The 18,475-nt window shown below is 70.5% G+C and carries 19 protein-coding genes and 1 rRNA gene; 9 read left to right on the top strand and 11 right to left on the bottom strand.

Features of this window, described 5'->3' with window-relative positions; all coding sequences use genetic code 11:
* Window positions 1-15 precede the first annotated feature (15 nt).
* Window positions 16-1,545 carry a DEAD/DEAH box helicase gene (locus HF576_RS18565; protein WP_168914294.1) on the top strand — a complete coding sequence of 510 codons (1,530 nt, stop codon included), beginning with the start codon at window positions 16-18 and terminating at the stop codon, window positions 1,543-1,545.
* A gap of 107 nt (window positions 1,546-1,652) precedes the next feature.
* Window positions 1,653-2,087 carry an SHOCT domain-containing protein gene (locus HF576_RS18570; protein ID WP_343234347.1) on the top strand — a complete coding sequence of 145 codons (435 nt, stop codon included), beginning with the start codon at window positions 1,653-1,655 and terminating at the stop codon, window positions 2,085-2,087.
* A gap of 42 nt (window positions 2,088-2,129) precedes the next feature.
* On the opposite strand, the gene HF576_RS18575 is transcribed toward HF576_RS18570, so the two are convergent.
* Complete coding sequence (locus HF576_RS18575; protein ID WP_168914295.1) at window positions 2,130-3,053, bottom strand: PHP domain-containing protein; 924 nt, start codon at window positions 3,051-3,053, stop codon at window positions 2,130-2,132.
* A 74-nt stretch (window positions 3,054-3,127) separates the two neighbouring features.
* Between HF576_RS18575 and HF576_RS18580 the strand changes: the two genes are divergently transcribed.
* The 3 genes from HF576_RS18580 to HF576_RS18590 are packed head-to-tail and all read left to right on the top strand — an operon-like array spanning window position 3,128 to window position 7,529.
* Complete coding sequence (locus HF576_RS18580) at window positions 3,128-4,150, top strand: endonuclease/exonuclease/phosphatase family protein (RefSeq protein WP_168914296.1); 1,023 nt, start codon at window positions 3,128-3,130, stop codon at window positions 4,148-4,150.
* Between the two features lie 60 nt (window positions 4,151-4,210).
* The gene (locus HF576_RS18585; protein WP_168914297.1) at window positions 4,211-5,662 is read left to right on the top strand and encodes an aminopeptidase P family protein; all 1,452 of its coding nucleotides are present in this window, start codon (window positions 4,211-4,213) and stop codon (window positions 5,660-5,662) included.
* Between the two features lie 31 nt (window positions 5,663-5,693).
* Window positions 5,694-7,529 carry a gamma-glutamyltransferase family protein gene (locus HF576_RS18590; RefSeq protein WP_168914298.1) on the top strand — a complete coding sequence of 612 codons (1,836 nt, stop codon included), beginning with the start codon at window positions 5,694-5,696 and terminating at the stop codon, window positions 7,527-7,529.
* 116 nt (window positions 7,530-7,645) lie between these two features.
* Here the strand turns inward: HF576_RS18590 and HF576_RS18595 are convergent, their stop codons facing one another.
* Genes HF576_RS18595 through HF576_RS18615 form a run of 5 tightly spaced genes read right to left on the bottom strand, consistent with a single transcriptional unit; the run spans window position 7,646 to window position 11,583 of the window.
* Complete coding sequence (locus tag HF576_RS18595) at window positions 7,646-8,320, bottom strand: alpha/beta hydrolase family protein (RefSeq protein ID WP_343234348.1); 675 nt, start codon at window positions 8,318-8,320, stop codon at window positions 7,646-7,648.
* 24 nt (window positions 8,321-8,344) lie between these two features.
* Window positions 8,345-9,172 carry an ABC transporter permease gene (locus tag HF576_RS18600; RefSeq protein WP_168914299.1) on the bottom strand — a complete coding sequence of 276 codons (828 nt, stop codon included), beginning with the start codon at window positions 9,170-9,172 and terminating at the stop codon, window positions 8,345-8,347.
* A complete protein-coding gene (locus HF576_RS18605) occupies window positions 9,159-9,944 on the bottom strand; it encodes an ABC transporter permease (RefSeq protein ID WP_168914300.1) in 786 nt (261 codons plus the stop codon). The genes HF576_RS18600 and HF576_RS18605 overlap by 14 nt, the downstream gene beginning before the upstream one ends.
* Window positions 9,941-10,921, bottom strand: a complete 981-nt coding sequence (locus HF576_RS18610; protein ID WP_168914301.1) for an ATP-binding cassette domain-containing protein — start codon at window positions 10,919-10,921, stop codon at window positions 9,941-9,943. The genes HF576_RS18605 and HF576_RS18610 overlap by 4 nt, the downstream gene beginning before the upstream one ends.
* Window positions 10,918-11,583, bottom strand: coding sequence for a YflT domain-containing protein (locus HF576_RS18615; protein ID WP_168914302.1), 666 nt, complete (start codon window positions 11,581-11,583; stop codon window positions 10,918-10,920). Before HF576_RS18615 ends, HF576_RS18610 begins: the two co-directional genes overlap by 4 nt.
* Before the next feature lie 39 nt (window positions 11,584-11,622).
* Between HF576_RS18615 and HF576_RS18620 the strand changes: the two genes are divergently transcribed.
* The 3 genes from HF576_RS18620 to HF576_RS18630 are packed head-to-tail and all read left to right on the top strand — an operon-like array spanning window position 11,623 to window position 14,614.
* Complete coding sequence (locus HF576_RS18620; protein WP_168914303.1) at window positions 11,623-12,939, top strand: magnesium transporter MgtE N-terminal domain-containing protein; 1,317 nt, start codon at window positions 11,623-11,625, stop codon at window positions 12,937-12,939.
* Window positions 12,939-13,466 carry a DUF1003 domain-containing protein gene (locus tag HF576_RS18625; RefSeq protein WP_168914304.1) on the top strand — a complete coding sequence of 176 codons (528 nt, stop codon included), beginning with the start codon at window positions 12,939-12,941 and terminating at the stop codon, window positions 13,464-13,466. The genes HF576_RS18620 and HF576_RS18625 overlap by 1 nt, the downstream gene beginning before the upstream one ends.
* Window positions 13,463-14,614 (top strand): Mrp/NBP35 family ATP-binding protein, encoded by a 1,152-nt coding sequence (locus HF576_RS18630; RefSeq protein WP_168914305.1) that lies wholly within the window; start codon window positions 13,463-13,465, stop codon window positions 14,612-14,614. The genes HF576_RS18625 and HF576_RS18630 overlap by 4 nt, the downstream gene beginning before the upstream one ends.
* A 10-nt stretch (window positions 14,615-14,624) precedes the next feature.
* Here the strand turns inward: HF576_RS18630 and HF576_RS18635 are convergent, their stop codons facing one another.
* Window positions 14,625-15,017, bottom strand: a complete 393-nt coding sequence (locus tag HF576_RS18635; RefSeq protein ID WP_168914306.1) for a twin-arginine translocase TatA/TatE family subunit — start codon at window positions 15,015-15,017, stop codon at window positions 14,625-14,627.
* A 73-nt stretch (window positions 15,018-15,090) separates the two neighbouring features.
* Between HF576_RS18635 and HF576_RS18640 the strand changes: the two genes are divergently transcribed.
* Complete coding sequence (locus HF576_RS18640) at window positions 15,091-15,726, top strand: O-methyltransferase (RefSeq protein ID WP_168914307.1); 636 nt, start codon at window positions 15,091-15,093, stop codon at window positions 15,724-15,726.
* A gap of 48 nt (window positions 15,727-15,774) precedes the next feature.
* Here the strand turns inward: HF576_RS18640 and HF576_RS18645 are convergent, their stop codons facing one another.
* The 4 genes from HF576_RS18645 to rrf all read right to left on the bottom strand — a co-directional run.
* Window positions 15,775-15,948 carry a DUF3117 domain-containing protein gene (locus tag HF576_RS18645; RefSeq protein WP_019179788.1) on the bottom strand — a complete coding sequence of 58 codons (174 nt, stop codon included), beginning with the start codon at window positions 15,946-15,948 and terminating at the stop codon, window positions 15,775-15,777.
* Window positions 15,949-16,044: 96 nt separating this feature from the next.
* On the bottom strand, window positions 16,045-17,268 hold the full coding sequence (locus HF576_RS18650) for a hypothetical protein (protein ID WP_168914308.1): 1,224 nt from the start codon (window positions 17,266-17,268) through the stop codon (window positions 16,045-16,047).
* On the bottom strand, window positions 17,250-18,326 hold the full coding sequence (dapE, locus tag HF576_RS18655; protein ID WP_168914309.1) for a succinyl-diaminopimelate desuccinylase: 1,077 nt from the start codon (window positions 18,324-18,326) through the stop codon (window positions 17,250-17,252). The genes HF576_RS18650 and dapE overlap by 19 nt, the downstream gene beginning before the upstream one ends.
* Before the next feature lie 80 nt (window positions 18,327-18,406).
* A 5S ribosomal RNA gene (gene rrf, locus HF576_RS20905) occupies window positions 18,407-18,475 on the bottom strand; the annotation flags it as partial.

Genomic DNA, 18,475 nt, shown 5'->3' on the forward strand with positions numbered 1-18,475 from the left:
GACAGGCAATTCATCGTGACCACCTTCGCCGATCTCGGCGTCGATCAGGACATCGTCGATGTCCTCGCCGCCAAGGGCATCGTCGATGCCTTCCCGATCCAGGAGCAGACCATCCCCCTCGGGCTGCCCGGTCAGGACATCATCGGTCAGGCCAAGACAGGAACGGGCAAGACGTTCGGCTTCGGCATCCCCGTCGTCCAGCGCCTGGGACCCGACCCCGAGCCCGGCGTCAAGGCCCTCATCGTCGTGCCGACCCGTGAGCTCTGCGTGCAGGTGTACGAAGACATCGACATGCTGACCGCGGGCCGCGCGACCAGCGTCGTCGCCATCTACGGCGGCAAGGCGTACGAGGGCCAGATCGAGCAGCTCAAGGCGGGCGCGCAGATCGTCGTCGGCACGCCCGGACGCCTGATCGACCTCAACAACCAGCGGCTGCTGGACCTGTCGAAGGCGGTCGAGGTCGTGCTGGACGAGGCCGACAAGATGCTCGACCTCGGCTTCCTCGCCGACATCGAGAAGATCTTCCAGAAGGTCTCGCCGATCCGTCACACGCAGCTCTTCTCGGCGACGATGCCCGGGCCGATCGTCGCCCTCGCACGCCGATTCATGTCGAACCCCATCCACATCCGCGCCACCGACCCCGACGAGGGCCTGACGCAGGCGAACATCAAGCACCTCGTCTACCGTGCCCACTCCCTCGACAAGGACGAGGTCATCGCCCGCATCCTGCAGGCCGAGGGCCGCGGCAAGACTGTGATCTTCACGCGCACCAAGCGCGCCGCCCAGAAGCTCTCGGACGAACTCAGCGACCGCGGGTTCAACGCCGCCTCCGTGCACGGCGATATGAGCCAGGAGGCGCGAGAGCGCTCGATGGCGGCGTTCAAGGCCGGCAAGCGCGATGTGCTCATCGCGACGGATGTCGCCGCCCGCGGTATCGACGTCGACGATGTCACGCACGTCATCAACCACACCATCCCCGATGACGAGAAGACCTACCTGCACCGCGCCGGCCGCACCGGTCGCGCCGGCAAGACCGGCATCGCCGTGACATTCGTCGACTGGGACGACCTGCACAAGTGGGCTCTCATCAACCGCGCCCTGGAGTTCGGGCAGCCCGAGCCGGTCGAGACCTACTCGTCGAGTCCTCACCTCTACACCGACCTCGACATCCCCGCCGGGACGAAGGGCCGCATCGCGACCGCTCCCAAGACGCAGGCCGTGCGGGTGCAGCCGCAGCGCGCCGCGGATGCCGCAGCCGAGGTCGAGGCGACCGGGTCGGCGGCTCCGCGCCGTCGCCGCCGTCGCCGCGGCGACTCGGCGGAGCGCGTCGGGTCGACCTTCGTCGAGGGCGCCGATGCCGCGAGCGGCACCGATGGCGCGTCGGCCGGATCGTCGGACCAGGCACCGGCCGAGCGGGCGGCCGAGGGTGCCGGCACGCATGACGGCGGCGGCAAGGAGCACCACGACGGACGTCCGGCCCCGCGCCGCCGCCGACGCCGTCGCGGCGGCTCCGGCGCGTCGAGCACGGCGCCCACCGGCGCCTGATCTCGCCACGCGGCGAGATCGTCCTCCCACGAGACGGGTGTTCGCCGCTATCGTGAGCGCATGCGGCGCGTCTGGCGCCGTCACCTCGCATTCACGAAAGGCAGATCGTGCGTTTCATCGACGTCATGCCCATCAGCTACGAGTACCAGGGATTCTGGGGCTCGTTCTGGGACATCATCTGGTGGTTCCTGTGGGCGTTCTTCTTCATCGCGTACCTGTTCGCACTGTTCGCCGTCATCGGCGACCTGTTCCGCGACCACAAGCTCAACGGGTGGCTGAAGGCCGTGTGGATCATCTTCCTGATCTTCGTGCCCTTCCTGACGCTGCTGATCTACCTGATCGCACGCGGCCGGGGCATGGCCGAGCGCGGGGCCGCCGAGGCGTCGCAGGTGCAGAAGGCTCAGGAGGCCTACATCAAGTCCGTCGCGGGCGGCTCGGGCGCGAGCCCGGCAGAAGAGATCGCCAAGGCGAAGTCGCTTCTGGACGCCGGCACGATCACGCAGGCCGAGTACGACGCGCTGAAGGCCAAGGCTCTCGGCTGAGACCCGCCTGCGGCATCCGTCTCGAAACGCCCTCGTCCGCCCTCACGGGTAGACGGGGGCGTTTCCCGTCGCCCGCGCGACGATGCGTTCCACCATCTCATCGCTCGTGGTGTGCTCTCCGGGCTGGTTCGGCTTGCCCAGACCGTGGTAGTCGCTCGAGCCGGTGACGATCAGGTCGCGGTCGTGGCAGAGCCGGCGCAGCGTGCGCAGCCCGGGCTCGACGTTCTCGCGGTGTCCCAGTTCGAAGCCCGCGAGCCCCGCCGTCAGCATCCGCTCCAGGAGGGGCGTCGGAAGCAGGCCCGCGCGCCCCGCGGGATGGGCGATGACGGCGACGCCCCCGGCCGCGACGACGAGTTCGACCGCGGTGACAGGGTCGGGAGCGTACAGCGCGACGTAGTAGTCCCCGCCCGGGCTGAGGATGCCCGAGAAGGCCTCGGCGCGATCGCGGACGAATCCGCGTGCGACGAGCGCATCGGCGATGTGGGGACGACCCACGGTGGCGCCGTCGCCGGTCTGGGCGACGATGTCGTCCCACACGAGGTCGTAGTCCCGGCCGATCCGGTCGGCCATCAGCCGTGCGCGGTCCAGCCGCGAGGAGCGGATCCGGTCGGTCATCGCCCGCAGCGCGGGGTCGTCCGGGTCGGGCAGGTATGCCAGCACGTGGACGCTGCGCCATTCGTGTCGGGCCGACAGCTCCATCCCCGGCAGGAAAGTCATGCCGAGGGATGCCGCCGCTTCAGCCGCCTCCGCCCACCCCGACGTGGTGTCGTGGTCGGTGAGGGCCGCCGTGCGCACGCCGTGCGCGTGGGCGGCGGCCATCACGTCAGCGGGGGCCTGGGTGCCGTCGGAATACACCGAGTGCAGGTGCAGATCGCTCGGCCCCTCGAACGGTCGGGCCGCCGTGCGCCGGGCCTCCGCGCGTCGCGCCGGCGACGCGTGGCGATCACGCGGGGAGTCTTCCGGCATCCTTCGAGCGTAGCGCGGCGACATGCGGGCCCGTGCTGACCGATCTCTCAGCCTGCTCGCATAGAGTCGCCGTCGTGCTTCGCCTCCTCGGGATCCTCGTGACCGTGCTGTGCGCGATCGCGGCGGCCGTGGTGACGTGGCCCGGTTTCTTCCGCCTGGAACGCACCTTTCCGATCGCCCAGATCGTGTCCTTCCGCGGCGTCCTCGTCGTCGTCTTCGTGGCGGCGCTCGTTCTCACGCTGCTGCTGGCGCTCATCCGCCCGATCCGGGGTCTGGCCCTCGCGCTGGCGGTCGTCGCCGTCCTCGCCGTGGTCGCCAACGCCGCGGTGATCATGGTGCGCGGCGGCACCGGCACCGACGCGCTGCCGGTCAAGTCCGAGAGCAGCGTGCGGGTCATGACGTGGAACACGGCCGGCTCCGCGACACCGCCCGAGACGATCGCCAAGATCGCCGTGGCGATGGCGGCCGACATCGTCGCACTTCCCGAGACGACGATCGAGACCGGCGAGAAGGTCGCCATCGCGATGCGCGATCTCGGTCACCGCATGTGGGCCCACCACGCCGAGGACCCGTCGACCGAGTGGGACGCGGGGTCGACGACCCTGCTGATCTCCCCCGCCCTCGGCGACTACGCCGTGATCGAGTCCTCGCTCAACGGCACGAGCAACACCTCGACCGTGCCGAGTGCGGTCGCGATGCCGACGAGCGGCGACGGCCCGATCGTCGTGGCCGTCCATGCGGTCGCGCCCCGTCCGAGCTACATGCAGAGCTGGCGCGACGACCTGCAGTGGCTGTCGGACCAGTGCGGCGACGCGAACGTCATCATGGCGGGCGACTTCAACGCCACGGTCGACCACATGGCGGGACTCGGGCAGGGGGATGCCACGCTCGGCCACTGCCGCGATGCCGCGGTCGACACCGGCAACGGTGCTGTCGGCACGTGGTCGACCAAGGCGCCCGCTCTGCTGGGGGCGCCGATCGACCACATCATGGCCTCGCGCCACTGGAAGGCGTCGGGCTCGCTCGTGCTGCGCTCCCTCGACGGGTCGGGATCCGATCACCGGCCGCTCATCGTGCAGTACGAGCCCGCCGGCTGACGCTCCTCCGGGCCCCGGCCGACTGCCGCATGCCGGCCACGAGCGTGCCAGACTTGACGCATGAGCAGCGCAGCCGAGCCCGCGGCGGGCACCACGGGCGACACGATCGCCGAGCCGACCGCCGAGCAGACCCAGACCGTCTCCACGACGACGAATCGTCGCCAGCCCTTCGGGCAGGGGTTCCTCGACACGATCTCCACCGGCTGGGCAGAACGGCCCGAGTCCCTGCCGTCGGCGCGTCCCCAGGCATCCTTCGCCGCTGCACGACGCGATGCCGTGTCGGCCGCCTTTCCGGGCCGGCGCCTGGTGATCCCGGCCGGCGAGATGAAGCAGCGCAGCAACGACACCGACTATCCCTTCCGGGCGCACTCCGCGTTCTCGCACCTGACCGCGTGGGCCGCCGACGCCGAACCCGGCGCCGTGCTGGTGTTCGAGCCGGCGGACGACGGGCATGTCGTCACGCTGTACTTCCGTGAGCGCGCCGATCGCACCACCAGCGAGTTCTATTCGGATGCCTCGATCGGCGAATTCTGGATCGGCCCTCGCCCGGCGCTCGAGGGCGTGGCCGCCGATCTCGGCCTGGCCACCGCGCACGTCGACGATTTCGAGTCGCGCGACGGGGATCTCGTGCTGGACGAGGACGAAGACCTCACCCGCTTCGTCTCGGAGCTGCGCCTGGTCAAGGACGCGTACGAGGTCGAGCAGATGAAGCTCGCCGTCGAGGTCACGGCGCGGGGATTCGACGACATCGTGGCGGGACTCCCCGCCGTCGTCGAGCACGCGCGGGGCGAGCGGGTCGTCGAGGGCGTCTTCCACCAGCGCGCGCGGAGCGACGGCAACGCGGTCGGCTACGACACGATCGCGGCGTCCGGACCCCACGCGTGCTACCTGCACTGGACGCGCAACGACGGCGCGGTCATGCCGGGCGACCTCATCCTCATCGACGCCGGAGTCGAGGTCGACAGCCTCTACACCGCCGATATCACCCGCACGCTTCCGGTGAGCGGCCGGTTCACCGACATCCAGCGCAAGATCTACGAGACCGTGCGCGAGGCCGCCGACGCGGCCTTCGCCGCGGCGCGGCCGGGAGTGAAGTTCCGCACGGTGCACGAGGCGGCGATGCAGGTCATCGCGACGCGCGTCGCGGAGTGGGGTCTGCTGCCGGTCAGCGCCGAGGAGGCCCTCGACGCCGACCGCGGCGGCCATCACCGCCGCTATATGGTGCACGGCACCAGCCATCACCTGGGCATCGATGTGCACGACTGCGCGCAGGCCCGTCGGGAGATGTACTACGACGGCCTGCTCGAGGCCGGCATGGTCTTCACGATCGAGCCGGGCCTGTACTTCCAAATCGATGACATCACGGTGCCGGAGGAGTATCGGGGAATCGGCGTGCGCATCGAGGACGACATCCTCATGACCGAGGACGGCCCGGTGAACCTGTCGGCAGCGATTCCGCGCACCGCCGACGAGGTGGAGGCCTGGATCGCACGCCTCTCGCCCGCGCGCTGAGCGTCCGAAGCCGGACTGGACGCGCCGCACCGTGACTTATACCGCTCCCCCGTCGTTCACGACCCGGCCGACGCTGACGGGCACGTTCGGCATGACCGCGTCGACCCACTGGCTCGCCACCGCGACGGCGCAATCCGTGCTGGAGCGTGGCGGAAACGCATTCGACGCGGCCGTCGCGGCCGCCTTCGTGCTGCACGTCGTCGAGCCCCATCTCAACGGACCGGGCGGCGACCTCGTGGCGATCTTCCACGAGGCGGTCGATGAGGCTTCCCCGGGCGCCGGCCCGACCGTGCTGATGGGACAGGGGCCCGCTCCGGCCGGCGCGTCGATCGAGCACTACCGCCGCGAAGGGCTGGAGCTTGTCCCGGGGGCGGGTGGTCTGGCCGCCGCGGTGCCCGGCGCCGTCGATGCCTGGCTGCTGCTCCTGCGCGATCACGGCACGTGGGAACTGAGCGACGTGCTGTCGTACGCGATCGGCTACGCCCGCGACGGCCACCCCCTCGTCGCCGGGGCGGCCGCCACGATCGCGCGCGTGGCCCAGCTGTTCCGAGACGACTGGCCCACCTCCGCCGCTCTCTGGCTCGAGGACGGAGCCGCGCCACAGGCCGGCGACATCGTGCGCAACCCCGCGTACGCGGCCGTGCTGGACGGACTCGTGCACGCCTCCTGCACGGTGCGCGACGACGGCCCCGTCGGACGCGCCGCCCGCATCGACGCGGCTCGCCGTGAATGGAGGACCGGGATCGTCGCGCACGAGGCATCCGCGTTCCTGGCGCAGGAGCATCGGCATTCGGACGGCACAGCGCACGCCGGGGTCATCACGCCGGACGACTTCGCGGCGTTCGAGGCCCGGTACGAGCCGGCAGTCACGCACGGCTTCCGCGGTCGCGTCGTCGCCAAGGCCGGCGCGTGGACGCAGGGGCCCGCGCTGCTGCAGACCCTCGGCCTCCTCGAGCCGCTCGCCGACGACCTGCTCGACCCGTCGCAGGAGTCCGGCGCCCACACGATCCTCGAGGCGCAGAAGCTCGCCCTCGCCGACCGCGACGCGTGGTTCGGCGATGCCGACGTGGATCTCGACGCACTCCTGGCGGAGGACTATCTCGCCGAGCGCCGCGCGCTCATCGGCCCGACCGCGTCAGGCGAGTTCCGTCCCGGCCTCCTCGGCGGACGCACGCCGTTCCGGCCGCCCCTGCGCACGTCGTACGGGGCGGCTTCGGCCGCCACGGGCGAGCCGACGGTGGCCCACGGCGAGGCACGCGTCAGCCGGAACGGCGAGACCCGCGGCGACACGTGCCATCTCGACGTGATCGACCGCTGGGGCAATGTCGTGTCGGCGACTCCGTCGGGTGGCTGGCTGCAATCCTCGCCGACCATCCCTGCACTCGGCTTCTGCCTGGGAACGCGATTGCAGATGACATGGCTCGAGCCCGGGCATCCGTCCTCGCTCGTGCCGGGCCGCCGTCCACGCACCACCCTCACCCCGACGCTGGTGCTACGCGACGGGGTGCCTGAATTCGCGATCGGATCCCCCGGCGGCGACCAGCAGGATCAGTGGCAGCTGCTCGCACTGCTGCGCATGATCGTGGGCGGCTACTCGCCGCAGCAGGCCATCGACGCCCCGGCGCTGCATACGACGTCGATGCCCGAGTCGTTCTGGCCGCGCACCTGGGCGCCCGCGGGCGCCGTGGTGGAGGACCGGCTCGGAGACGCCGTGATCGACGGGCTCGTGCGCCGCGGTCACGCCGTCACGAGGGCGGGCGACTGGGCTCTCGGGAGGGTGTCGGCCGTCGGGCGCGACGGTGCGAACGGCATCCTCTGGGCTGCGGCGAACCCACGCGGAATGCAGGGCTACGCCGCAGGTCGATAAGCAAGGCTCCGCCGCAGGTCGATAAGCAAGGCTCCGCCGCAGGTCGATAAGCAAGGCTCCGCCGCCGGCCGATAAGCAAGGCTCCGCCGCAGGTCGATAAGCAAGGCTCCGCCGCCTCACGTCCGGCCGCGCATCCACGTCGCGACAAGCGGTGCCAGCCCGGCGCCGATCTCGTCGGCGGCTCGTTTGCGACCCTTCACCTCGAAAGAGTGCCCGCCGTCGAGCCATGCGATCTCGGCGTCGCGGCACGTCGCGACGGCTTCCTCGAGCTGTGAGTGCGGGTCGACGAAGGGATCCGTCCTCCCCTCGACGAACAACTGCGGCGGCCTCACGGCGGGCAGGTGTGCGACGCGCGGCTTGTCCGGAGCGCCCGGCGGGTGCAGCGGATAGCCGAGGTACACCAGTCCCGCGGGGTCGATCCCGCCCTCGGCTGCCGCCATCGAGGCCATGCGGCCTCCGTACGACTTCCCCACCGCGAAGACGGGCACCCTCGTCTGCGTCGCGGCGAAGGCCATGACGGCGGCCCAGGTGGCCACGGCGTGGGCAGCGGGCCCCGGCATCCGTCGTCCTGCCTCGACATAGGGAAAGTTGAACCGGAGCGTTCCGACACCCTGCCGGGCGAGGGACCGCGCGAATCCAATGAGGAACGGATGCCGGTACCCGGCGCCGGCGCCGTGTGCGATCGCCGCGAACGCCCACGCGTCATCCGGAAGCGCGAGGTCGCCCGACACCTCCACGGTTCCCGCCGGCAGGTCGACGGGGATGCGGATCGGCGCGGGAGGTTCGGTCACTGCTCCATCCTGCCCATCGCGGTCTCACGTGTCGATGTCGATGGAGCCGTCGCGCGCGGCCTCGGCGAAGCGTTCGAGCAGCCACGCACCCACGACGAACCACCAGGCGCCGAGCGCGAGCGTCACCGCGAGCGACAGCACGAAGGGCGGCCACGAGGCTTCGCCGCCCTCGAGCACCGTCCGCAGCCCGGCCAGCGAATGGGTCACCGGGAAGATCTGGGCGAACCACTGCACCGGAAGCGGCCAGAACGCCACCGGCACGAGCACCCCGCACACCAGCCCCATCACGTTGTGGGTCACGTTCGACGCGGCGTTGCGCCAGGACGGCCGCCGGAGCACGAGCGCCCCGATCGGCAGCGCGAAGCCGTAGCTCGCGACGATCGTGACCGGTACCACCAGGACGAATGCCGCCAGCTCGGCCGGAGTGAGGGCGAAGCCGAACGCGGCGGGCACGACCAGCAGCGAGACGAGCGACGTCGCCATCGCACTGGGCAGCCACTGCGTGCTGCGCCCCGCGAACACCGGCCAGACCCGCCCGGGCGCCGTGACCAGCAGCGGCAGCGTGCCCGAGGCGCGCTCCCACGCGGTCGACTGGATGACCCACATCACCTCCGCAACGCCGACGAAGAGCCCCCGGCCGATCAGCAGGAAGAAGATCGCCTCGCGGCTCTGCAGCAGCAGGCCGATGAGGCCGAAGAACGCCACCTCCATGAGACACCGCAGCAGCCATCCCGACGCCCACGACCACCACGTGTAGTTGGTGCGGAGGTCGCCGAGGCCGGTCCGGGCGGCGAGCGCGAAGATGCGAAGGCTCGAAGGGCGCTGCCGTCGCACCGCGTCACGTGAGACCAAGCTTGCCCTCCCTCCGGGCGTTGCGCAGCGTGAGAGCGAGCAGCCCCCTTGCGACGAGATACGTCACGGCGCCCAGCGCCAGGATCACGCCGATGCGCCACGGCCAGCCGGTCAGCCCGCTGCCGGTGGCAGACGCGCGCAGGAGATCCGCCGACCACGAGAGGTACACGCCGCGGGCGAGCACCTGCACCCATTCCGGATACAGCGCTACCGGCACCAGCACCCCTCCGAGCACGTAGAACGGATAGCTCAGGCTGTTCTGGAAGATGCGCGGCGAGCGGGAATTGACGAAGAAGACCGCGAAGAGCAGCGCCGTCGCGACCGTCGCAGCCGACATCGCGGCGTACGTGAGCACGAACACGCCGGGTTCCGCCAGCAGCGGCGGCACGCCGAAGAACACCCACCCCGTCAGCATCGACAGCGGCAGCGCGAGCCACGACGCGAGTGTGATCACGAGGACCCGGCCCACCATGACCAGCTCCAGGCGGGCGGGTGCCGCGGCGATCGCTTCGAGCGACTGGTTGTCGCGTTCGTTCGCGATCACCTCCCCCGACAGCATCAACGCCAGCGCCCACAGCGCGATGACCGCGGGGGCGATCACCGCGTACAGGTCCAGGTCGGAGCGGCCGCCGAAGCGGAAGATGGCGAGATAGCCGAGCGTCTGAACCGGGACGAGCCACACCGCGAACATCGTCGACGGCTCGCGCCGCAGCATCCGCCATTCCAGCTGGCCCGCCGCCGCAACGACGGCGACCGCGCCGGCCCGCCTCACTTCACATCCATCCCGCGGTCGCCGATCACGTGCACATACACCTCGTCCAGGCTGGGGGCGGTCACCGACACCTGTGTGAAACCCGCCCCGATGACAGCGCCGAGCACGTCGGCGACGGCGTCGCGACCCTGCGTCTCGACGCGGACCATGGAATCGTCCCGCACCACCGCCGACACGACATCGCCCCGTCGCGCCAGTTCGTCCCGCAGGCGGGTGGCGGCGGACGGATCGCCGGTGCGCACGTCGATGCGCTCGTACGTCGTCATGAGCTCGCCGAGCGCGCGCGGCGAACTCGTCGCCAGCAGACGCCCACCGTCGATCATCGAGACCTCGTCGCACAGCTCCTCGGCCTCGGCCATGTCGTGCGTGGTGAGCAGGACGGTCGCGCCGTCGGCCACGACCTCGCGCACGAGGTCACGGAAGGCCCGAGCCGACACCGGGTCCATGCCCGTGGTCGGTTCGTCGAGGATCAGCACCTCGGGCCGGGGCAGCAGCCCGCGCGCGAGATGCAGGCGCTGCTTCATGCCGCGGCTGAACCGCTCGACGTGAAGATCCACGTCGGCAAGGCCCACGCGCGCGATCACCGAAGGGATGCGGACGGATGCCTCGGCTCGAGGCATCCCGTACATCGCCGCCCAGAACTCCAGGTTCTCGCGCACGGTCAGCTTGGCGTACAGGCCGCGATCGCCGCCGAGAACGAGCCCGATGCGGCGGCGCACCTCACCCGCGTCGCGGACGACGTCCCACCCGCCGACGCGCGCGGTACCCGACGTGGGGACCAGCACCGTCGCGAGGATCTTGCAGAGCGTGGTCTTACCGGCCCCGTTCGGCCCCAGGAGGCCGTGCACGGTGCCGGCCTGCACGGTGAGCGACAGGCCGTCCAGCGCGACCACCGGCGCCTTCGCGCGGCGCAGGCGGTACTCGCGGCGCAGCGCCGCGACCTCGATCGCGGCGTGTCCCCGACCGCCGTCCGTCACGCGCGGTCGCCGTCGCCGTCCGCGGCCGGCGGCTCGGCGTCGGCCGCCGGCTCCGCCACCGCATCGACGTCGTCGTCGACATCGGTCTGCTTCGGGATGACCCGCTCACCGTACTTGGGCGGCTCGTCGGCCGGATCGGCCGCCGGCTGCGCCGGCGCGGGCTGTGCCGGATCGGGAGTGGCCGACACCGGCGCCTGCGGCCCGAGCACCTGACGCGCGCGCTGCAGGCTGGCCGACGCGACGGTCACCTCGTAGTGGTCTGCGACGACCTGCATCACCGACGCGTAATCGCGGCGACGGCGGACGAACGAATACGTGACGATGCTCAGCAGCATGCCGATCGCGATGCCCACGAACAGCACGCCGACGAACGCCTGGATCGGCACCGACGGTGAGCCGATCACGAGGATCGCAGAGAACAGCAGTCCGAGCAGGAGACCGTTGACCGCGCCGGAGCGGGCAGCCGCGGCGTACCCGAGGCGGCCGGTGACGCGCTCGATCGAGCGCAGTCCCTGGCCGACGATGGCGATGTCGCGGGCGGGCACATCCGCTGCGATCAGCGACGACACGGACTTCTGTGCGGCCTCGTACGTCGGGAAGCTCGCGACGGTCTGGCCGACCTCGTCGGTGCCCCGCGGGAACCGTCCGCCCATCATGGTCATCTCCCCATCCTCCCACGGCCCGCCGACTACGCTGGGAACGTGAGCACGCAGAGGGTTTTCGTCGCGCGCCTGTCGGGGTGTTCCGTCTTCGACCCTGCCGGCGACCGCCTGGGCAAGGTCCGGGATGTCGTCGTGATCTATCGCAAAGACGATCCCCCTCGCGTCATCGGTCTCGTGGTCGAGATCCCCGGCCGTCGGCACGTCTTCGTCTCGATCGGCCGCGTCACCTCGATCGCGACAGGTCAGGTCATCACGACAGGCCTCATCAACGTCCGCCGGTTCCAGCAGCGCGGCGGTGAAGTGCGCGTGATGGCCGAGCTGCTCGGGCGCAAGGTGTTCTTCGCCGACGGGTCCGGCACCGCCGTCATCGAGGACGTCGCGATCGAACGCAACCGCCTCGGCGAGTGGGACGTCGGGCAGCTGTTCCTGCGCAAGCCGAAGACGAGCGCCTCGCCGTTCGCGAAGGGGCCCACGACCTTCGCCGCGTGGGAGGACGTGCGCGAGAGCCAGGTGCCGGGCGAGGCCCAGTCCGCGGAGCAGCTCGTGGCGACCTACTCGGAACTGCGCCCGGCCGACCTCGCCAACACGCTGCTGGATCTGCCGGAGGAGCGCCTGCTCGAAGTCGTCGAGGAGCTTCCGGACGACCGCCTCGCCGACGCACTCGAAGAGATGCCCGAAGACGATCAGGTGCACATTCTCGAAGCGCTCGACGACGAGCGCGCCGCCGACATCCTGGACGCGATGGAGCCCGACGACGCGGCCGACGTCCTGGGGCAGCTGCCTGAGGATCAGCGCGAGGAGCTCCTCGAACTGATGGAGCCCGAAGAAGCCGAGGACGTGCGCGCGCTGCTCAAGTACGGCCCCGACACCGCGGGCGGCCTCATGACCAGCGAGCCCATCGTGCTGTCCGCCGACGCCACGATCGCCGAGGCCCTCGCGCTGATCCGCCGGCACGAGCTGCACCCCGCGCTCGCGGCGGCCGTCTTCGTGACGCTGCCGCCGTACGAGACGCCCACCGGCAGACTGCTGGGCACCGTTCATTTCCAGCGGATGCTGCGCTACCCGCCGCACGAGCGTCTGGGCGCGCTCATCGACGACACGCTCGATCCCATCCCCGCGACGGCGTCGGCCGCCGAGGTCGCGCGCCTGCTGGCGTCCTACAACCTCGTCTCGCTGCCCGTCGTCGACCCGGCTCACCGGCTGGTGGGGGCTGTGAGCGTCGACGACGTGCTGGACTACCTGCTGCCCGAGGACTGGAGATCGCACGACGCCGAGCATCCGGTGTCCCCGGCGATCTCGCCGACGACTGCGGCGCTGCCCAGGGTCAGCGCCCGTAGCACCGGGAGGAAGCGCTGATGGCCCGGCCGGACCGCCGGCCTGCGCTCGACGCGCCCCGCGGGCGGTCGGGCATGCTGCAGCGCTCGTCGCAGCCGTCGAGCGATCGCTTCGGACGGTTCTCGGAAGCCTTCGCGCGCGCGATGGGAACGTCCGGGTTCCTCATCGGGATGACGATCTTCGTCGTCGTATGGCTCGCCTGGAACACGTTCGCGCCGCGCGAATGGCAGTTCGATCCGCGCGAGTTCAACTACACGCTGCTGACGCTGATCCTGTCGCTGCAGGCGTCGTATGCCGCTCCGCTCATCCTCCTCGCGCAGAACCGTCAGGACGACCGTGACCGGGTGCAGATCGAGCAGGACCGGCAGCGAGCCGAGCGCAACCTGGCCGACACCGAGTACCTCGCACGGGAGGTTGTGGCACTGCGCATGGCGGTGACCGACTTCTCGTCCGAAGTCGTGACCCGCGACGTGCTGCGCACCGAGCTGCGCGCCCTGCTCGACAAGCTCGACAGCCGCGATGCGGACGAGGGCGGCGCGTCTCGATGACGCTCCCCGACGCGGACGAGGTCCGTCGCGCGGTCGGGGCTGTCTCCGACCCGGAGCTGCGGCGCCCCATCGGCGAGCTCGACATGGTGCGGGAGATCTCCGTCTCTGACGGCGTCGCCCATGTCGCCATCGCGCTGACGATCGTCGGCTGCCCGGCCGCCGACCGGATCTCGTCGGATGTGCGTGCGGCCGCGGCATCCGTTCCCGGGGTCACCGACGTCGCACTCGAGGTCGGTGTGATGTCGCCCCAGGAACGGCAGGCGCTCACCGAGCGTCTGCGCGGAGGCAGGTCCCGCGAGATGCCGTTCGGGCCGGGCACCCTCACCCGCGTGATCGCGGTCACCAGCGGCAAGGGCGGAGTGGGAAAGTCCACCGTCACCGCGAACCTCGCGGTCGCCCTTGCGGCCCGCGGGCTGGCTGTCGGGCTGATCGACGCCGACGTGCACGGCTTCTCGATTCCGGGCCAGCTCGGACTCGTCGGCGCCGACGGGTCGGTTCCGCAGCCCACGCGCATCGACGACCTGATGCTCCCCCCGGTCGCGCACGGTGTGAAGGTCATCTCGATCGGCATGTTCCTGCGGCGCAGCGCCGGCCAGGAGCCGCTCGGCGCCGTGGCATGGCGCGGGCCGATGCTCCACCGCACCGTGCAGCAGTTCCTGACCGACGTGTACTTCGGCGACCTCGACGTGCTGCTGCTGGACATGCCGCCGGGGACCGGCGACGTCGCGATCTCGGTCGGTCAGCTCCTGCCCAACGCGGACGTGCTCGTCGTGACGACGCCGCAGACGGCCGCCTCCGACGTCGCCGTGCGCAGCGGACTGGTCGCGCGTCAGACCGGGCAGCGGGTCGTCGGAGTCATCGAGAACATGTCGGCCATGACACTCCCCGACGGGTCGACCCTGGAACTGTTCGGCAGCGGGGGCGGCCACGCCGTGGCCGAAGCGCTCAGCGAGCCCGAGTCGACCGTGCGGCTGCTCGCATCGGTGCCGTTGAGTCCGGTCCTGCGGCAGGATGCCGACGCCGGGCTGCCCGCTGTGCTGGCGCACCCGGACGACCCCGCCGCGCGCGCCATCGAGGCGGTCGCGACGATGCTGGCCGGGGAGCCACGGGGCCTGTCGGGCCGCGCACTGCCGATCCGGCCGCGGTGATGCCCGCGGCTCAGGTCGCTTCGGTGTCGAACGGCGTCGGCTGCTCGGTCGGGCCGCGGAACGGGGAACTCACCGGCGGTGACGGAGTCGCGCCGGCCGCGGTCACCGCGCCGGCCGCTTGAGCTGCCCGGACGGTCGGAACCGGTGCGTCATCCAGGAGGGCTTCGCGGATGATGCGTCTCGGATCGTACTGACGAGGGTCCAGCGTGCGCCAGTCGACGTCGTCGAAGTCGTCGCCCATCTCGTCGCGCACGCGCGTCTTCGCGGTGGTGACCCATTCTTTGGCGCGGCGCGTGAGGCCCGCCAGAGACTCGGCCGCCCTGGGAAGTCGCTCCGGGCCGATGATGATCGCAGCGATCACACCGATCAGCAGCAGCTTCTCGATCGTGAGGCCGAAGATCATGACATCAGATTACCCGTCGCGCCTGTGCGAGGGGCACCCTCGTGCCGCGTAGGCTGGCGTGCGGAGGATGCCGATGGGTGAACAGAGTGCGAACCAGAGGTTCGTCGACGAGGCGACGGTGGAGCCCGACCACATCGCCCGTGCACGCGCCCACGCCCTCGAGCTCGGTGCCGCGCCGATCAGCGCGGCCATCGGCGCGCAATGCGCCGTCCTCGCGGCCGTGTCGAAGGCGCTCAACATCGTCGAGATCGGCACCGGTGCCGGCGTATCCGGGCTCTGGCTGCTGCGGGGATCACCACGCGCCACGCTGACCACGATCGACAAGGAGCCCGAGCACCTCGGCGCGGCCCGCCAGGCCTTCGCGGATGCCCGGATCCCCGCCGCACGGGCACGCTTCATCACCGGGCGCGCGGCCGATGTGCTCCCCCGCATGAACGAGGCGTCCTACGACATCGTCCTTGTCGACGCCGACCCCGAGGGCGTCATCGAGTACGTCGAGCACGGCCTGCGCCTCGTCCGCCCCGGGGGGATGGTTCTCGTACCGCGGGTCCTCTCCGGGGGCGGCGTCGCCGACCCGGTGCGGCGCGATGCCGTCACGACCTCGTATCGCTCGTTGATTCAGGAGACCCAGGCGTCCCCCGCTGTCCTCGGCGCCCTGTCGATCACCGGCGAAGGCCTGCTGCAGCTCACGACGGTCGCCGCCGACTGAACGCGAAACGGCCGGTCCGAAGACCGGCCGTTCCACGAACGTCAGAACTTAAGCGGCGTTGACGACGCCACCCAGAACGTCGTAGAGCTCCTTGGCCTCAGCGTCGTTCACGGAGACGACAAGGCGGCCCCCACCTTCGAGCGGCACGCGCACGATGATGAGGCGACCCTCCTTCACGGCCTCCATCGGCCCGTCTCCGGTTCTCGGCTTCATGGCTGCCATTGCGGCTCCTTTTCATCGATGGTCTGCGTATCGAGTTTATCGTGAGGGCGCTCTCAGCGGGGTCACGCCTGGGGAAAGCGGCATCCGACGGCATCATCAGGGCACGCGCGACGCGGTGTCGCCCATCGCGTACATGTTGTAGATCCACCACCATTGCCCTGCGATGCAGGCCACGAGGACGCCGATCCGCCACGCCAGCGAGCGGGGCGCGGCAACCGCACCCCACAGCGGCGAGAGCGGCACCAGCAGGCGGAAGATGCTCGACTGCGGGAAGAACACCAGCAGCAGATAGACCAGATAGCTCGCGCTCCATAGCCGCACCTCGACACCGACGCGCTTCACCTGCGGGACGAACAGCAGTGCCGCCGCCACTGCGAGCACTGACGCAGCGAGCACAAGGTAGCCGAGCACCGGAGGCAGGCGCCACATCGTGCCGAACCAGAAACCGGCGGCCGACACGAAGCCCTCGAACGGGAAGAAGGCCGCGTCGCCGGGCAGCCAGTTGCGACGCCAGGCCAGCTCGGTGGCCAGGTAGGCGCCCGGCTCACCGGTGACCCAGCCTGCCAGCACCTGCCAGGCGAAGCCGACTGCCGCGGCGAGCAGGCCGAGGGTCACGATGTGGAAGATCTCGCGGGCGGGGAGAGGCTCACGGTCGCGTCTGAACCAGCGCCAGAGTCCGAACAGCGCGAGGAAGAGCGAGAAGGCGAGTACACCGGGCCGGGTGAAGGCCATCAACGGGATGAGCGCATACAGCCACGCGTACCGTCGGCGCATGACGCACCAGAGTGCGAGGAAGAGCCACAGCAGATTGAGCGACTCGGCGTAGCCCACCTGGAAGAGGGGCGCGAGCGGGGCGAAAGCGAAGAACACGACGGCCCACGTCGCGGCGGGATCGTCGAGCCGCGAGCGCAGCAGGTGATAGAGGACGACGGATGCCCCGTACCCGGCGAGGATGGACACCAGAAATGCCCCGACAGCCCAGTGACCGAAGGGCATGCCGACGAGCTTCGCGAGGTACGCGAACAGCGGCATGAACGCCCAGGCGTTCTCAGCCACTTGCCCGGATTCCGTGCGGGGCAGCTCCGCGGGATAACCGGTCTCGGCCAGGTACCAGTACCACTGGCCGTCCCACGCCACGACGACGTCGCCGAGGTCGGCGCCCTCGCCCATGCGCGAGCCGGCACCGGACAGCTGCGCCGCAATCAGCAGCAACGTCGTGGTGAGGGCACGCGCGGCCAGATAGATCAGGCCGATCCGCACGGCGATGCGCGCGGCCGACACCGGGTGAGGACCGGTCGCGGTCAACTGCCCGTCAGCCATGCGCGCAGGCCCCGCTCGACAGCCTCGATCTGCGCCACCGACACGCGCTCCTCGTCGTGGTGCGCCAGGTGCGGATCACCGGGGCCGTAATTGACCGCCGGCACACCGAGCGCGCTGAAACGCGCGACGTCGGTCCATCCGTACTTCGGACGGGGCTCGGCACGGACGGCGGCGAGGAATTCCTGAGCCAAGGGCGCGTCCAGGCCCGGCCGCGCGCCCGCCGCCCCGTCCACGACCTCCACGTCGAAGCCCGAGAGCACGTCACGAACGTGTGCCTCGGCCTCGTCGAGGCTCCGGCTCGGAGCGAACCGGTAGTTGACCTCTACCTCGCACAGATCCGGGATGACGTTGCCTGCTACGCCGCCGCGGATGCGCACGGCGTTGAGGCCTTCCCGGTACACCAGCCCCTCGACGGCGACCTCTCGCGGCCGGTACTCGGCGAGACGCTGCAGAATCGGCGCGGCCTTGTGGATGGCGTTCTCCCCCACCCATGCGCGCGCGCTGTGGGCGCGCACGCCCGCGGTGCGGACGATCGCGCGCAGATTGCCGTTGCAGCCACCTTCGACTTCACCGTTGGACGGCTCTCCGAGGATGGCGAAGTCTGCGCCGAACAGATCGGGGCGAGTGCGTGCCAGACGAGTCAGCCCGTTCAGGTCGGCGTCGACCTCCTCGTGGTCGTACCACATCCACGTGATGTCCACGCGGGGTGCGACAAGCTCGGCCGCAAGCTTGAGCTGGACGGCGACGCCGGCCTTCATGTCGACCGTCCCACGTCCCCAGAGGAACGGCTGACCGTCGACCGAGATGTCGCGCGTCGGCACGTTGTCGTTGATCGGCACCGTGTCGATGTGCCCCGCGATGACGACCCGCTGCGCTCGGCCGAGGTCGGTGCGGGCGACGATCGTGTCGCCGTCACGATAGACATCGAGATGCTCGAGCGGGGCGATCGCCGCGTGAATGGAGTCCGCAAGAACGGTCTCATCGTCCGAGACGCTGGGGATGTCGCAGATGATGCGAGTCAATTCGACAGCGGAGACGGTGAGATCCAGCGAGGGCATCCCCCGAGTCTACCGACGGGCGATCGGTGTGTTAACGCGAAATGGCCACCCTGCGTTGGGTGGCCATTTCGGTAATGGGTGTCCGGCGGTGTCCTACTCTCCCACAGGGTCTCCCCTGCAGTACCATCGGCGCTGGGAGGCTTAGCTTC

Source organism: Microbacterium salsuginis (genome assembly GCF_012524205.1).
Classification (GTDB): Bacteria; Actinomycetota; Actinomycetes; order Actinomycetales; family Microbacteriaceae; genus Microbacterium; species Microbacterium salsuginis.